Source organism: Alteromonas sp. MMG017 (assembly GCF_018100795.1).
Classification (GTDB): domain Bacteria; phylum Pseudomonadota; class Gammaproteobacteria; order Enterobacterales; family Alteromonadaceae; genus Alteromonas.
In genome coordinates this window covers 1-14,483 of record NZ_JAGJDY010000014.1, presented here as the reverse complement: position 1 = coordinate 14,483, position 14,483 = coordinate 1, and the positions used below count along the sequence as shown (strand labels likewise).

At 42.8% G+C, this 14,483-nt stretch carries 16 protein-coding genes; 8 read left to right on the top strand and 8 right to left on the bottom strand.

Annotated features, from left to right (window positions below; translation table 11 throughout):
- Positions 1-113: 113 nt before the first annotated feature.
- Positions 114-998, top strand: a complete 885-nt coding sequence (locus J8L84_RS18165; protein ID WP_211071930.1) for a virulence factor BrkB family protein — start codon at positions 114-116, stop codon at positions 996-998.
- Positions 999-1,079: 81 nt separating this feature from the next.
- Here J8L84_RS18165 and J8L84_RS18160 read toward each other — a convergent pair whose 3' ends face one another.
- Together J8L84_RS18160 and J8L84_RS18155 are read right to left on the bottom strand one after the other, a co-directional pair.
- The gene (locus tag J8L84_RS18160; RefSeq protein ID WP_211071929.1) at positions 1,080-1,718 is read right to left on the bottom strand and encodes a DUF2959 domain-containing protein; all 639 of its coding nucleotides are present in this window, start codon (positions 1,716-1,718) and stop codon (positions 1,080-1,082) included.
- Positions 1,715-1,957, bottom strand: coding sequence for a hypothetical protein (locus J8L84_RS18155; protein ID WP_013786282.1), 243 nt, complete (start codon positions 1,955-1,957; stop codon positions 1,715-1,717). Before J8L84_RS18155 ends, J8L84_RS18160 begins: the two co-directional genes overlap by 4 nt.
- Before the next feature lie 98 nt (positions 1,958-2,055).
- Here J8L84_RS18155 and pip point away from each other — a divergent pair, with 98 nt between their 5' ends.
- The 3 genes from pip (at position 2,056) to J8L84_RS18140 (ending at position 4,459) form a co-directional block, all read left to right on the top strand.
- Positions 2,056-3,030 (top strand): prolyl aminopeptidase, encoded by a 975-nt coding sequence (gene pip / locus J8L84_RS18150; RefSeq protein WP_211071928.1) that lies wholly within the window; start codon positions 2,056-2,058, stop codon positions 3,028-3,030.
- A complete protein-coding gene (gene dtd / locus J8L84_RS18145; protein WP_211071927.1) occupies positions 3,030-3,467 on the top strand; it encodes a D-aminoacyl-tRNA deacylase in 438 nt (145 codons plus the stop codon). The genes pip and dtd overlap by 1 nt, the downstream gene beginning before the upstream one ends.
- 83 nt (positions 3,468-3,550) lie before the next feature.
- The gene (locus J8L84_RS18140) at positions 3,551-4,459 is read left to right on the top strand and encodes a bifunctional GNAT family N-acetyltransferase/hotdog fold thioesterase (RefSeq protein ID WP_057795737.1); all 909 of its coding nucleotides are present in this window, start codon (positions 3,551-3,553) and stop codon (positions 4,457-4,459) included.
- Between the two features lie 115 nt (positions 4,460-4,574).
- On the opposite strand, the gene rpoH is transcribed toward J8L84_RS18140, so the two are convergent.
- Entirely contained in the window at positions 4,575-5,429 is an 855-nt protein-coding gene (gene rpoH / locus J8L84_RS18135; RefSeq protein ID WP_013786286.1) for an RNA polymerase sigma factor RpoH, read from the bottom strand.
- 599 nt (positions 5,430-6,028) lie between these two features.
- Between rpoH and J8L84_RS18130 the strand changes: the two genes are divergently transcribed.
- Both J8L84_RS18130 and J8L84_RS18125 read left to right on the top strand, forming a co-directional pair.
- A complete protein-coding gene (locus J8L84_RS18130; protein ID WP_211071926.1) occupies positions 6,029-7,258 on the top strand; it encodes an EAL domain-containing protein in 1,230 nt (409 codons plus the stop codon).
- Positions 7,259-7,397: 139 nt separating this feature from the next.
- Positions 7,398-8,639 carry an EAL domain-containing protein gene (locus tag J8L84_RS18125; protein WP_211071925.1) on the top strand — a complete coding sequence of 414 codons (1,242 nt, stop codon included), beginning with the start codon at positions 7,398-7,400 and terminating at the stop codon, positions 8,637-8,639.
- A 30-nt stretch (positions 8,640-8,669) separates the two neighbouring features.
- Here the strand turns inward: J8L84_RS18125 and ftsX are convergent, their stop codons facing one another.
- Genes ftsX through ftsY form a run of 3 tightly spaced genes read right to left on the bottom strand, consistent with a single transcriptional unit; the run spans position 8,670 to position 12,011 of the window.
- A complete protein-coding gene (ftsX, locus tag J8L84_RS18120; protein ID WP_211071924.1) occupies positions 8,670-9,650 on the bottom strand; it encodes a permease-like cell division protein FtsX in 981 nt (326 codons plus the stop codon).
- Positions 9,647-10,336, bottom strand: a complete 690-nt coding sequence (ftsE, locus tag J8L84_RS18115) for a cell division ATP-binding protein FtsE (RefSeq protein WP_013786290.1) — start codon at positions 10,334-10,336, stop codon at positions 9,647-9,649. The genes ftsX and ftsE overlap by 4 nt, the downstream gene beginning before the upstream one ends.
- 46 nt (positions 10,337-10,382) lie before the next feature.
- Positions 10,383-12,011: a signal recognition particle-docking protein FtsY gene (gene ftsY / locus J8L84_RS18110; protein ID WP_211071923.1), complete on the bottom strand. Its 1,629-nt coding sequence runs from the start codon at positions 12,009-12,011 to the stop codon at positions 10,383-10,385.
- 66 nt (positions 12,012-12,077) lie between these two features.
- On the opposite strand from ftsY, the gene rsmD reads away from it, so the two are divergent.
- Positions 12,078-12,734 carry a 16S rRNA (guanine(966)-N(2))-methyltransferase RsmD gene (gene rsmD, locus J8L84_RS18105; protein WP_211071922.1) on the top strand — a complete coding sequence of 219 codons (657 nt, stop codon included), beginning with the start codon at positions 12,078-12,080 and terminating at the stop codon, positions 12,732-12,734.
- A 49-nt stretch (positions 12,735-12,783) separates the two neighbouring features.
- Here the strand turns inward: rsmD and J8L84_RS18100 are convergent, their stop codons facing one another.
- The gene (locus tag J8L84_RS18100; RefSeq protein WP_211071921.1) at positions 12,784-13,365 is read right to left on the bottom strand and encodes a YjaG family protein; all 582 of its coding nucleotides are present in this window, start codon (positions 13,363-13,365) and stop codon (positions 12,784-12,786) included.
- A complete protein-coding gene (locus J8L84_RS18095; protein WP_211071920.1) occupies positions 13,365-13,967 on the bottom strand; it encodes a YhgN family NAAT transporter in 603 nt (200 codons plus the stop codon). The genes J8L84_RS18100 and J8L84_RS18095 overlap by 1 nt, the downstream gene beginning before the upstream one ends.
- 321 nt (positions 13,968-14,288) lie before the next feature.
- Between J8L84_RS18095 and J8L84_RS18090 the strand changes: the two genes are divergently transcribed.
- Positions 14,289-14,471, top strand: coding sequence for a MerR family transcriptional regulator (locus J8L84_RS18090; RefSeq protein WP_013786295.1), 183 nt, complete (start codon positions 14,289-14,291; stop codon positions 14,469-14,471).
- Positions 14,472-14,483 lie beyond the last annotated feature (12 nt).

The window sequence follows — 14,483 nt, the reverse complement described above, 5'->3', positions numbered from 1 at the left end:
GCCTATTATCAGGTATTTGAACGACTCGTTTGCCTCGTTGCAACCTTACTTCGCTGTAAAAGGCCAAGGTAAAACGGCGAATGGCCAAGGCGAGTAATAACTAGGAGTAAAGTGTGAATTGGGATCGGGTAAAAGCCATCTATCATAAGCTCGCACCACAAGTTGTCGATCTTTTCACTATCTTCATTAAGCGTTGCCGTGAAGACAATATTACTATCTCCGCAGGCCACCTAGCCTACGTTACGTTGCTGTCTCTTGTTCCTTTTATTATGGTGACTTTCACCATCATGTCGGCGTTTCCTGCGTTTGCTTCCGTGCGAGGCAAATTAGAATACTTTATCTTTAATAATTTTGTGCCTACCGCCAGCGATACGGTTCACGAGTATATGTCTGACTTTGTGGGCAACGCTTCTGAAATGGGCGCTATCGGTATTTTATCGTTGCTTGTAGTGGCACTCATGTTGATTTCCAATGTCGATAAAACCCTTAACCGGATTTGGCGCACTCAAAGCGATCGTCCTATTATTTATACGTTTGCTATCTATTGGATGGTAATTACCCTAGGGCCTATGCTTATTGGCTCAAGCGTGATAATTAGTTCTTATTTAGCTGGGCTTGCTGCTTTTGCGGAAGAATATACGCCAGGGTTGGGTACTTTTTTACTCACCCTCGTGCCTAGCTTCGCGGCCATGCTGGCTTTCTTTATTTTGTACATGATAGTACCTAACCGACGTGTTTTCGCCCGTCACGCTATTTCAGGTGCCATTTTGGCAACGGTTGCGTTTGAGTTAACGAAGTCTGGCTTTGCCCTTTATATTACTAATTTCCCTTCTTATGAGTTGATATACGGTGCGTTAGCAGTCGTGCCTATCCTATTTTTGTGGGTTTATATTTCATGGGTATTGGTGCTATTAGGCGCCGAATTCACATGCAGCTTAGGCCAAGCGTTTGAAAATCGAAAAGCGGAAGACGAGCCAAGGCAAATACCCGAAGAATAAAAAAGGCGTTGTAGGAAACTACAACGCCTTTTTGGTATCTTATTGGTTTTATTAATCCAATGACAATACGTTAAGCACTCACTAGTTAGACATAGCAGCAATAAAGGCATCAGATTCAGCGATGGCTGAATTCATTTGCTGAATGAGCTGGTCAACATCATTTTGAATATTAGTAAGCTCACCTTGTAACGCACCAATCGCGCTAGCGTTCAAGTTATGCTTCAAGTACAAAACGTTGTCTTGAAAAGCGCTTAGTACTGGCGCCATTCTACTCTCTGCTTTACGCATGGTTTTGATAAGCGCACTATATCTGCGCTCGGTATCACGTAACTTATCTGAGCTTTCACGTTTTAATGACGCATTTTGATACTTTTCTAACTCATCTTCCCATTCGTCAAAAAGTGCTTCGGCAACACCTTCAACTTTATCAATGCGAGATGAAACCTCATTGGCGGCAGAAAGGCTGTTTTCATACTCGCTATTAAGCTTGTTATAAACATCTTCTAGCTCACCACCTTCAAAAGCCACTACGGCACTGAAAGCTTCCAATGCAGAGCTAAACTCTTCCTGAGCGTCTTCTTGCGACTCTTTTGCGTTTTCAACACGGTCAACAAGGATATCGCGTTTTTCAACGCCTACTTTCTCCCACGCTGCGTAATACGCAGATTGGCAGCCAGTTAATACCAACATAGCAATAATAGCAGTTGCTATTAGCCTCATAACATCTCTCTCCCTCGATAGCGGGCCGCGCTAATAATACAGATAATGTGCAAAATAACGCCTAATGGCCAAAATACAATTGCTAGTACTACGGTTGCGGCAAGCGCATAGCTCACACCAACCACAATAAAATAAAATAGTGCGCCAAGTATTCGCCCTTGTACTAAATGCCCTAACCCTGGAATAAAAAAATTACAGATTGCAGCAATCACATTGCCGCCAGATCCTTGCCCTGACATAGAAACTTCCTCGCAATTGTTATCAGAATATGATTATGTAGTATTTCATAAGAATAAACTAAACTAAAACAGGCACCCGCACAACGCGCGGAAATAAAATGAAACGACTTTACCCAGATGTTACCTGTTACCAAAATGGATTTATCGAGGTGGGATGTGGGCACTCTCTCTATTATGAGCAGAGCGGCAACCCTGAGGGTATTCCAGTACTCTTTATTCATGGCGGCCCAGGTGCTGGTTTACCGCCGAATTATAAATGCTTCTTCGACAGTAACCGATACCGTATCATCGGATTCGAGCAAAGAGGATGCGGACGTTCAACCCCATTAGCCAGCACCAAAGACAACGATACATGGCTAAATGTAGAAGATATTGAAATACTCAGGCGGCAGCTCAACGTATCGAGTTGGTTAGTGTTTGGAGGCTCATGGGGTTCAACCTTAGCGCTCCTTTATGCCTTTAGGTATGCTGATCATGTTAGTGGGCTTATTCTTCGCGGCGTATTTTTAGCGCGCCAGCAAGACAGAGATTGGTTTTTGTCACCACAAGGTGGTGCTGCTCAGCTTTTTCCAGAATATTATCGCCAGTTCGTTAAAGGGATAGACGCCCCGCTAAGTACTTCGGCTATTTGTGCGCATTATCTCAATACATTGAAAGCCGATAACGAAGTACAACGACATGCGGCGCTAAAGCGCTGGTATCAATGGGAGGAGCGACTTTCTCGCGTGTCTTTACCACCTGGTACTGGCGATTCCACCAGTCAATATCCCCTATCGCTTGTCACCAGCTTAGCCACTCTTGAATGCCATTTCCTAACCAACAAATGCTTTATTGATGAAGGCTACATACTTGATAATATAGATAAAATACGCGATATTCCTGGCACTATCATTCATGGTCGATATGACATGATATGCAAAACTGAAGCGGCAGAATCATTACATAAGTCGTGGCCGGGAAGCCAACTTCAAATCATTCCTGATGCTGGCCACAGTACGTCTGAACCCGGCATTGCTTATGCGTTGTGCCGCGCAACCAGAGATATGGCAAGATTTTTAAAGGAGCAAAAGTAATGATTGGGTTGGTTCAACGAGTGTCTGAAGCTAGCGTGTCAGTGAACAATGAAATCATCGGTGAAATTGAGCAAGGTATGCTAGTGCTGCTTGGCGTTGAAAAAGACGATAGCCCAGAACAAATCGAAAAGCTTGCTAACAAATTATGCCGCTACCGTATTTTTTCCGACAGCGATGGAAAAATGAACCTAAATGTTGAGCAAATTGGGGGGAAAATATTAGTAGTGTCTCAATTCACCCTAGTGGCCGATACGCAAAAAGGCAATCGTCCAGGCTTTTCTAGAGGGGCAACACCTGAACATGGCAATGCTATTTATCTGCAATTCATAGAATCCCTTAAACAAAAGGGCATTGTAGTGGAAACGGGGCAATTTGGTGCTGAAATGAAAGTCGCTTTAGTGAATGACGGACCCGCCACCTTCCAGTTTCAGGTATAATGAACATACTAGAATTAATCTTGTGCAGTTAAAAAGCGTAAGGTTAAATAGATTTTCATTCTTTCATACGAGGCCTCTCTATTGTGTATAAGGTTGTAACCCCTAAAAGCGATACTGAATTCGAAGCCTATTTTCATTTTCGCTGGGCTCACCTTCGCCAGCCATGGAACTTTCCTCCTGGTTCAGAGAAAGATGAGTATGAACAAGTGGCAGAGCATCGCACCATAGTGAACGGTAAAGGCGAAATTGTTGCCTGTGGCCGCGTGCATTTAAATACCGCTGAAGAAGCACAAATTCGTCATATTGCCGTACACCCTGATCATCTGCGTAAAGGGCTTGGGCAGATGATAATGGACGCTTTAGAGAACGTGGCGAAAGAATTGGGAGCTATTCGCGCGGTGACCAACAGCCGAGAAGTTTCTATCGACTTTTTCAGTTCATGCGGCTTCGTTGTTGAACGTGAAGCGCCTAACGAATTAGGCATGCTAAGACGCCAGCAAATGGTGAAAAAGCTCACTGAAAATAACACCTTAGTACTGCATCCCAAATGGTGTAAATCGTTACAGCAAACCTGGACTGATACCATTCCCATTACTGAACATATGGGTATTAAATTATACCAATACACAGGCAGAACATTAGAAACCCGAGCGTCACTTAATAAGAATATTAATGTTCACGGCACTATGTTTGCCGGCAGTATTTTTTCGTTAGCCACATTAACTGGCTGGGGAATGATTTACTTACAACTCAAAGAGCGTGGACTAACAGGCGATATTGTATTGGGCGACGGCGATATTCACTATCATAAGCCCATTACTATGAAGCCTCGTGCAATCTGTAATATAGAAACCTTATCGGGCAAATTTAAGCCTTTAGAAAAAGGTGAGAAAGCGCGATTTGCTTTGAACGTAGATATCTTGGATGGCGATAATGCCGTGGCAGAGTTTGAAGGGGTGTTTTGGGTGCTTCCAGAGCAAACTGAGGCCTAACGAGCAAAGGTATATTATTCGCTGTTTTTTACTTTCGTAAATGAAATATAAAAAATACAAAAAAAGCGCCAATAGGCGCTTTTTTTAATTATGTTTGCTTAGCTTAGGCGCTCACTTACGCGACCATGGCAGCTTGAAGCTTTTTCATCGCGTTCTTTTCAATTTGACGAACACGTTCAGCAGATACTTCGTACTTATCAGCAAGATCTTGAAGTGTAATTTTGCTGTCAGCCAACCAACGAGTTTCGATAATATCTTGGCTTCTATCATCTAGTGTCTTAATGGCTGAGTACAAACGCTTGCTCGCATTAGTATCCCAATCGTTATTAATAACGTCCATTTCAACATCAGTTGATTTATCTTCAAGAAATTGAACCGGTGCAAAGTTGCCCGTTTCGTCTTCGTCAGCAGAAAGATCGAATGCTTGATCTTGGCTGCTCATTCGCGCTTCCATTTGAAGCACTTCTTTCGTACTCACACCCAGCTCGCTGGCTACCGTTTGCACTTCTTCGTGGGTAAACCAACCAAGACGCTTTTTCGCTTTACGTAAGTTGAAGAACAATTTACGTTGCGCTTTTGTAGTAGCAACTTTAACAATACGCCAGTTCTTAAGTACGAACTCATGAATTTCAGCTTTGATCCAATGTACGGCAAAAGAAACCAAACGAACGCCCACTGTTGGGTCGAAACGCTTAACCGCTTTCATTAAACCAATATTACCTTCTTGGATAAGATCAGCTTGTGGCAAACCATATCCAGAATAAGATTTTGCAATATGCACAACAAAGCGTAGATGAGACATAACCAGCTTACGTGCTGCTTCTAAATCTTCATCTTCACGAAGACGCACCGCTAATGCGCGCTCTTCTTCTGCAGTTAGCATATCAATACGACTTACAGCTTGTACGTAGCCTTCAATGCTACCGCTGTGAGGAACTGATAGTGCTAGGGATTGCAATTTATTGCTCATTATTCACCTCATTCTTTGCAACTTGATATTAGCAAAGTAACATCAGCCGCGCGAGACTTAATTGCGATGAGAAACTAAACCAGTTATTGGTATGTAGTACCCATCTTCTAAAGATCAAGACCACAATTGCAAAAAACAGTTCAATTAGTGTCTATCTCTTTCCAAATCACTTAAGCATTGTAAAACGAATTTATGATTACGCTACAACGCTCAATAAATATCACCGAAAGCTTCGAAGAAAAATAAGTGCTACTCCAGAGGAAACAGCTTATCGAAGCAGATATTCACGATATATGCCTATTATACATTCAAAATGTATATAAAACATGCCATTCATCTTTCAAAAGGTTATATCAAACTTAAATTCGGTCGTATTATTGCCATGTATCAAGACAGCTATTTTAGCCGCTCTTAAATACGCAGACTATTACAATTTTTCGATTGCTAGCATCGCTTTTTTACTTACAATAAGATATAAAATTTATGCCTTAAAAGCGCTCGGCACTATAATAAAAAAATTAAATGATAAAATAATAATAAAATTTTCATTTTAACGACTTCAATCGCGTTTTTACGCGGCGAGAGCAAAGAGGCACTCGATGTTCGCATACGTAGCAAGACAACCCATATTCGACGTAAATAGGAACGTTTACGCTTACGAATTACTTTTTCGAATAGGGGAAGACAATTGCTTTCCAGATATTCCGCCCGATGAGGCCACCTCAAAAATTTTAACGTCTACGCATTTAAGCTTAGGTATTGAAGAAATAACAGGTGATAAAAAAGCATTCATTAATTTCCACCGCGATACCTTGATGTACCGATTCCCTACCTCGTTAGATGCTAGCAAAGTGGTTATTGAAATTGTAGAAACCGTTGAGGTAGATGATGCACTTATTGCCGCGTGCAAACATATTCGAGGGTTAGGTTACCCCATTGCACTTGATGATTATGATATGGAAGAGAAGTGGGACGCTTTCGTTCCTTTTACCAGTATCGTTAAAATAGACATTACTGAAATTGCTCACGACACTATTCCTTCATTAGTTAAACGCTTCAAATCGCACAACATCGAACTTGTGGCCGAAAAAATTGAAACCTACGAAGAGTTTCACAAGTTTAAGGAAATGGGCTTCGACTATTTTCAAGGTTACTTCCTAGCTAAACCAGAAATTGTTCGTCATCGTAAATTAGGCCCCAGCGCGCTTACCATGATGGAGCTACTCACATTAAGTAGCCAACCCAAGCTAAATTTTGATGAAGTGAATCGCATTATTGAGCGCGATCCTTCCCTCACCTATTTGCTATTACGCTTCATCAATAATCCGCTTATTAATAAGCGAAATAAAATTACATCCCTCAAGCATGCGCTTAACTTTATGGGCGAAGTTGAAGTTAAGAAGTTTATCGCGTTGCTTGCTTTGGCTAATCTGAATGACGGCCAGCCTCAAGAATTGATGCAGATGGCTCTTGTGCGGGCAAAATTTTGTGAGCTTGTGTTTATCTCTTTTAAAGAACGAGAAAATCCACTTACCGGCTTTTTAACCGGCCTTTTGTCTATGCTTGATGCCATGATGGAACAACATATCGACGAATTGGTTAGCAAGGTACCTATTAGCGATAATGTAAAAGATGCGCTTTGTGGCGAGCCTGGCGTGTTGAAAGACTGTCTTACCTTGGCGAAGTATTTTGAAAGGGCGAACTGGGCAGGTATTAAGAAATTTTCCGGTAAATACAAAATTCAGCAAACTCTGCTTCATGGTTACTATAATGAAGCGATGAAATGGGCCCACCACGTACATGTTTCAGCGCAGGTAGAGAAAAAGTAATTCAAGAATGTACGTTCATTAATATGACTTGCAAAATGTAATGCGCAAATTAACGCGATTTTCGTAAATGCATGTTATGGTGGTGTAAATTACAGTAATATTCGTTGATGATTGTTCAACGTGCCAGTAGGGAACTTGTATGTTCGCGTTTATCGCTCGCCAACCGATTTTGGATAAAACAAAGGATGTATTTGCTTACGAACTTTTGTTTCGAGATGGCAAGGCTGGCGCGTACCCCGAGCATTCTCCTGAAAAAGCGCAATATATTTCTGAACACTTTCATCCACTAGGGCTAGATGATATTAGCGGTGAAAAGACCTCTTTTATTAACTTTTCATCTGAAACCATTATTTCTCGCTTCCCTACCACACTGAACCCAGAGTCGGTTGTGGTTGAATTGGCTGATAACCCTTTTGCTCAAACGGGCTTGTTAGAAGCTTGCCAGCACATAAAGCGCCTTGGCTTTCGTATTGCTATTGACGATCCTATGATGCTTAGTGCTAAGCATGAAATTCTGCCCCTTGTTGATATCGTAAAAGTAGATCTCTCGCAAATTCGTTTCGAAAACATAGAGAAGAATATTCCAAGATACCTAGATGCCAACGTTAAACTCGTAGCCGAACAAGTAGATACACAAGATCAATTTGCGACCAGTGTGGACCTTGGGTTTGATTTGTTCCAAGGCTATTTCTTTGCCCAGCCAGAAGCACGCATACTGCGTCAATTGCCTGCGTCGAAAATGAATATTGTCGACCTTATTGGCGAGTGTTCAAACGATAGTTTTGATATTGATAGAGTTAGCCAAATTGTTGAGCGTGATGCCGCACTAAGCTACCTATTGCTTAAATTTATCAATAACCCATTGATTAATAAGCGCCACAAAATAACCTCACTGAAACACGCCCTTAATTATATGGGTGAAGTAGAGGTAAAGAAATTTATCGCGCTACTTAGCCTTACTAATTTAGGTGATGATAAGCCGTTAGAGATTATTCATATGTCTTTGGTTAGGGCCAAGTTTTTCGATTTGTTGTCGGCCAAGCGTGGCTTAAAAGCGAACCCACCTATCGGCTTTTTAGTAGGGTTGTTTTCGTTATTAGATGCGTTATTAGATCAGTCCATAGAAGATGTGCTTAAACAACTCCCGCTATCAGAAGACTTAAATGACGCTATCTTAGGAAAGACGCCTGAATTCAACAGTTACATGAGCCTAGTTCGCGCTTTTGAAGGTGCGCTGTGGATGAACGTGATTAAACAGGCAAAAGTATTAGATATTGACCAAAAGCAGCTTCATATCCTTTATAACCAAGCGATTGTGTGGGGTAACGGTGTGAGAAGCGCTATTTCTACGCACTTCCCACGCGCTCCCGTTCAAAGCTAGGCCTATCAAAGCTAGTCAGTAAGATAACGCTTATTTTGGTTCAATTTGTCTTACATGGCGTTGCACTGAAATAAGCGAGCCCAGCAACCCTAATGTAATAGATAGCCCCAGCATCGTTAATAACGCTGTACCTGTCAGGCCTGTGATATTAAAGTCTTTTTGATACATGGCGGCAAAGGTCTCAATACTGCTATCCATCCACCATAGAATAATGATGACGGCAAACCATGCCATTAGCCCGCCTAGTAAGCCGTACCAAAAACCGGTATATAGAAATGGACGGTGAATAAAGGCATCGGTTGCCCCTACTAGCTTCATTACGACTATTTCATCGTGCTTATTAAGAATGTTCAGTCGAATAGTGTTGCCAATAATCAGCACCACAGCGAAGAACAATAAAATACCAATAAAGGTGACAAGGTCGCTGGCAATATCAATAACTGCATACAAGCGCTCTAACCATTCTATATCTAACTTACCTATATCAACCTCACGCTGCTGCTTTAGCTTATCAAGTAGCGTTTTAGCGGCATTCGGCGTGGCATGCTTATCTATGGGTGTCACTAACACAACATCGGGTAGCGGGTTACTTTGCAAATACGCAATCGCATCGCCTAACCCTGATAAATGCTGAAACTCTTTTAACGCATCATCTGCAGGTATAAACACCACAGAATCAATTTCTTCCCATGTATTTAACCTAGCAACCAATTGCTGCGAATTAGCGGCTGAAATATTCGGTTTCAGAAACAAGGATATCTCTGAGGCTTGTTCCCACCCAGCGGTAATTTTCTCGGTATTTTTAACCATAATATAAAGCGTGCTAGGAAGGGTAATACTTAAGCCCAACACGCCAATGGTCATCAGTGAAGCAGCAGGCTGGCGCCATAATTCACCTAAGCTTGAAAGGGCTTGCCTAACATGGCTTACGAAGAACATCACAATAGATTGCACAAACCCTACTTTCCTAGACGACGCGCCTTGGCTTCTACCTTTAAATAGAATACTCATTGCCAGTTCCCATTTAAGTCATCGGTTAGCCCGTCGGTAATCATCTGGCCGTCTTTCAACGTCAGTGTGCGATATTTCATTCGAGCAATTAGCCCTAAATCATGGGTAGCGATGAACACAGATACACCGGCTTGGTTGAAATCTTCAAACAAGCGAATAATTTCCATAGAAAGCTTAGGGTCGAGGTTTCCGGTAGGCTCATCGGCAAGAAGTAAGGGAGGCTTATTCACTACAGCGCGGGCTATACCAACCCGCTGTTGTTCGCCGCCTGATAACATAATGGGTAAATTACGGCTTTTATCTCGTAGCCCTACCATTTCTAGTGCAGCATCGACACGTTTGCCAATTTCCTTGTGAGTGTACCCTTCTATCACAAGCGGTAATGCCACGTTGTCGAAAACCGACTTGTCCATCAACAATTGATGGCTTTGAAAAATCATGCCTATATCACGACGGATGTAGGCAATATCTCTTCGGCTAATAGCATTAAGATCATGACCGTTAATCAATACACGACCTACCGTGGGGCGTTCCATAATACTGATAAGTTTAAGCAGCGTACTTTTACCAGCGCCAGAGTGGCCAGTAAGAAAAGCCATTTCTCCAGGGGCAATGTGAAAGTCGACTTTACTCAGCGCCCGTTGTCCGCCGGGGTAGGTTTTGCTTACTTGCTCAAACTTTATCATGCATGTTCCCTACTACCCTATTCTCGTCATTAGCTATTAATGCTGTCTACTCGCCGCTATCAATTTCACTGAATAGCGCATCAATAAATTCTTGGCCGTCGAACTGGCGTAAGTCATCAATGCCTTCACCAACCCCTATATATCTGATAGGTATACCAAATTTATCGGCAATTGAGAAGATAACACCACCTTTTGCGGTACCGTCTAGTTTAGTAAGGGTAATACCGGTTAAGCCAACCGCCTGATTGAATAACTTCGCTTGGCTAATAGCATTTTGCCCTGTACCCGCATCGAGGGTAAGCATGACTTCGTGAGGGGCGTTAGGGTTCAGCTTTTTCATCACGCGAACCACTTTCTTAAGCTCTTCCATCAAGTTGTCTTTATTCTGCAAACGACCTGCGGTATCGGCGATAAGAATATCTGTTTTACGGGATTTTGCTGCTTCTAGCGCATCGTAAAGTACTGACGCACTGTCCGCACCCGTATGCTGTGCAATAACCGGAATGCTGTTTCGCTCACCCCATACCTGCAATTGCTCTACAGCAGCAGCCCTAAAGGTATCACCCGCTGCCAGCATCACTTTTTTGCCTTGCTGTTGAAACTGTTTAGCCAATTTACCGATGGTGGTAGTTTTACCTACCCCATTTACGCCAACCATGAGAATAACGAAGGGACCTTCTTCGCTATTGTGAGCGTTAATGGCATCGCTCAGTGGTTCATTAACCTTTGAGAGCATGCCCGCCATTTGCTGTTTCAAAATATCTAGCAAGGCCTCTGCGTCTTTAAGATCTTTACGGCTTGCACTATCCGTTAAGTGGGTAATGATTTTTTGCGTGGTATCCATTCCCACATCAGCAACCAATAATTGGGTTTCTAAATCTTCGTATAATTCATCATCAATAGCCTTGCCTTTGAAAAGGCTAACTAGGCCGCTACCTAAGTTTGCTTTAGTGCGAGACAAGCTTTCTTTAAGGCGCGAGAATAGTGATTTTTTCTCTTTCGGGGCTGGCGCTGTCTCAACTACAGGCTCGCTGACGACTTCGGCTGCTTCTGCTTCTGCTTCTGCTTCTGCTTCTGCTTCTGCTTCTGCTTCTGCTTCTGCTTCTGCTTCTGCTTCTAAAACGCTAGCCGCTTGAGTAGGAAGTTCAACAGTAGGCGCTTCACTTTCTTTTTTTGATTCAAGAGCTTGAACTGGCGCTTCAAGCGACTCTTCGGCATTTTCATTGTCAGTTACTGACGCTGGCGAATTTGCTTCATCGGCTATTTCAACTGTATCTAACTTATCTGGTACCACACTTACTGGCGTAGCGTCTGCTTTCTCGAAAGATACTGGCACCGGCTCGTCTGCCACTGGTGATGCGCTTTCTGCTGAATCGCTCTCAGATGTGTCTGTTGAAACGCTCTGGGCTGTTTCTGGTAGCACGCTATTGGCAGTTTCTGCTTGCTCGCTCTGGGCAGTTTCAGCTTGCTCGCTCTGGGCAGTTCCCGATAACTCGCTACCGGCAGTGTCATTGACCACTGGCTCGGCAGTGCTATGTGGCTGCTCGGCGTCTGAAGTTTGTGATTCATCAGGTAAAACTGCGCTTTGATCAACTGACTTTTGATCTTGGTTTTCCTGTGCTTTTTGCTTATTTGCTTTTTTGTTCTTACCGAACCAGCCAAAAAGTTTCGACATTGTTAAGACAAATCCTTATAAATACTGGGCAATTTCGGCTACACTTGCCGAATATTGAATAACCCCATGATACCATTGTCAGCGACTATGAAGCGAGTTTCTCGCCCACTCAGGGCATCTTCAACTGCAAAAAAATCTCATTCTACCCACGCAAAAGCGAAAGGCGGACATATTCGCATTATCAGCGGTCAATGGCGGGGAAGAAAGTTACCGGTTCTCGACGCAGAAGGTTTACGGCCCACCACCGACCGAAATAAAGAAACCTTATTCAATTGGCTTATGCCTTATTTGAATGAAGCAAAGTGCTTAGATGTATTTGCAGGCTCTGGGGGCTTGGGACTAGAAGCGCTGTCACGCTATGCCCTTTCTTGTGATTTTATTGAATTAGATAAATCGGCAAGTGCACAGTTGAAAAAGAATTTGGCGTTGTTGACGGCTAATAATGCACAAACTGCTAGCGTCCATCAGGGCGATGCCTTAGCAATACTCCCTACCTTTTCAGGTAAAAGCTTCGATATTATGTTTGTCGATCCGCCTTTTAACAAAGGGTTAGTAGCACCAACGTTATCGGCTATTGCCACTAATAACTTATTGTCAAATGACGGTGTGTTATACGTAGAGCACGAAGCGAACCTAGCGCCTATTTCCCTGCCGGAGCACTGGCAAATTATAAAAGAAAAGCGCACATCGGCGCTTTGCTATTATTTGATAAAGGCTGTGTAGTAAACCCCGTGTCACTCGAAAAATGCGTTAAGCCCTCACTACGAGAACACTAAGCCAAATCGAGACCGATATTCGAAATACCTTCTTCTAGCGCAATCGCTTTTAGCGCATCAGCCGTGCTAGCAGGAGACTTTCCAGCTTCAACACAGTCAAGCAACGCTTCTTGCACTGCTACTTCAAATACCATTAGTGGGTGCTCTTTTACGGTTTCATCATCGGCTTCGCCACTTTCTAACAAGTAAGCTTCTACGCTACCTTGAGAAAGCTTGCTAACAACCACCGCGCCTTGTGGGTCGTCGCCTGCAATAAGATTAAGCACAGCGGCCAACCCAATTGCGGCATCAATAGCAGGATACACACCGTAGGTATCAAAGTCGCTAGTATCGGGCGTCGCCACTTCCACTTTTTCAAGCTGTACTGCAAGATTGAACTTACTTTTAGGTGCTTTTACCGACTCCCATACAAGATTGAGACAGTTACGAATACCTTCTTTGTCACCAAATTCGGTAACTTCACAGAACAGCTCGTAGTTAGGGATCATTCGCTCAAGCAAAGCTGCACTAAAGGCAACCGCTTTGAATCCTTCAAGCGCGCGCACACGCCCAAATGTATTAAGTTTTTGCTTTGCCATTAATTAGCTCCGGTGGCATGCATAAAGTATTGAGTAGCACCATCAAGAAGCATTTGAATGGCTATCATGACGAGGATCATCCCCATAAGTCGTTCCATAGCAATAAGGCCACGTTCACCTAATAGCTTATGAAACACATTTGAAAACATCAAAATTACTGCACTTATCAACCATGAGGCGCCAAGCGCGAGTGCCCAGTCAGACATACGATCTGGGTTTTGGTTTGCCAGAAGAATGAGCGCCGCTAATGTTGAGGGCCCTGCAATCATTGGTATAGCCAGCGGCACCAAAAATGGCTCTTCGCCAACGGCGAGCCCACTAGGGTTACCTGCTGACGGAAAAATCATTTTAAGCGCAATCAAAAATAAGATAATACCCCCAGCAATGCTGACCGTTTCTTGTTCAACATTGAGGAAATTTAACACCGACTGACCACTAAATAGGAATAAAAACAAAATTCCTAATGCAAACAGCAACTCTCTGATAAGAATCATTTGCCGTCTTCGGGGTTCTATCGACTTTAAAACCGACATGAACACAGGCAAATTGCCAAGAGGATCCATGATCAAGAATAACATGACGGCTGCTGACCAAGTATCCATTTTTTCTTATTCTCCAATAGCTTGCTGGTGATAACCGACAGCAAGAATAATTTTTATAATATCATTTTCTGCATTGTACAAAAAAGCATTCGTAATTTGTCAATTTTAGGCTTAAATATTAACTATAACGCTTTGAAACTGTTACGGACAAAAATACATCTAGTGCAAAGCTGTAAAATTAAGCTATTCTCATATTTCTGTATTGAGTCATTTTATTAATAATATGTACCTCAATAATTGAGCGCACCGAGCTATTACAGCGGTAGCTGCGCTTACAACGAGAGTAAATTTAAAAACAAAATAACGTTGGGAACCAGCAGAATGAGTTTGATGACTGTAAAAGAAGTAGCGGCCTATTTAGGTGTTCAGGAAGTGAGAGTAGAACGCTTGGAAAGAGAAAGTTTATTGGTGGCAAAAGAAAAAGACACTGACGGTAATGCCTTGTTTGATAGCGCAGATGTAGAGCGTTACAAAGTGCTTGCTGAGCGCTTAGGCGGTATTTAATTACCCGCAAAC

Excerpts from the sequence above, each read along its gene's own strand:
- J8L84_RS18160 (WP_211071929.1), bottom strand. The coding sequence starts at position 1,718 with ATGAGGCTAATAGCAACTGCTATTATTGCTATGTTGGTATTAACTGGC.
- J8L84_RS18155 (WP_013786282.1), bottom strand. The coding sequence starts at position 1,957 with ATGTCAGGGCAAGGATCTGGCGGCAATGTGATTGCTGCAATCTGTAAT.
- pip (WP_211071928.1), top strand. The coding sequence starts at position 2,056 with ATGAAACGACTTTACCCAGATGTTACCTGTTACCAAAATGGATTTATC.
- dtd (WP_211071927.1), top strand. The coding sequence starts at position 3,030 with ATGATTGGGTTGGTTCAACGAGTGTCTGAAGCTAGCGTGTCAGTGAAC.
- rpoH (WP_013786286.1), bottom strand. The coding sequence starts at position 5,429 with ATGAGCAATAAATTGCAATCCCTAGCACTATCAGTTCCTCACAGCGGT.
- J8L84_RS18130 (WP_211071926.1), top strand. The coding sequence starts at position 6,029 with ATGTTCGCATACGTAGCAAGACAACCCATATTCGACGTAAATAGGAAC.
- J8L84_RS18125 (WP_211071925.1), top strand. The coding sequence starts at position 7,398 with ATGTTCGCGTTTATCGCTCGCCAACCGATTTTGGATAAAACAAAGGAT.
- ftsX (WP_211071924.1), bottom strand. The coding sequence starts at position 9,650 with ATGAGTATTCTATTTAAAGGTAGAAGCCAAGGCGCGTCGTCTAGGAAA.
- ftsE (WP_013786290.1), bottom strand. The coding sequence starts at position 10,336 with ATGATAAAGTTTGAGCAAGTAAGCAAAACCTACCCCGGCGGACAACGG.
- ftsY (WP_211071923.1), bottom strand. The coding sequence starts at position 12,011 with ATGTCGAAACTTTTTGGCTGGTTCGGTAAGAACAAAAAAGCAAATAAG.
- rsmD (WP_211071922.1), top strand. The coding sequence starts at position 12,078 with ATGATACCATTGTCAGCGACTATGAAGCGAGTTTCTCGCCCACTCAGG.
- J8L84_RS18100 (WP_211071921.1), bottom strand. The coding sequence starts at position 13,365 with ATGGCAAAGCAAAAACTTAATACATTTGGGCGTGTGCGCGCGCTTGAA.
- J8L84_RS18095 (WP_211071920.1), bottom strand. The coding sequence starts at position 13,967 with ATGGATACTTGGTCAGCAGCCGTCATGTTATTCTTGATCATGGATCCT.
- J8L84_RS18090 (WP_013786295.1), top strand. The coding sequence starts at position 14,289 with ATGAGTTTGATGACTGTAAAAGAAGTAGCGGCCTATTTAGGTGTTCAG.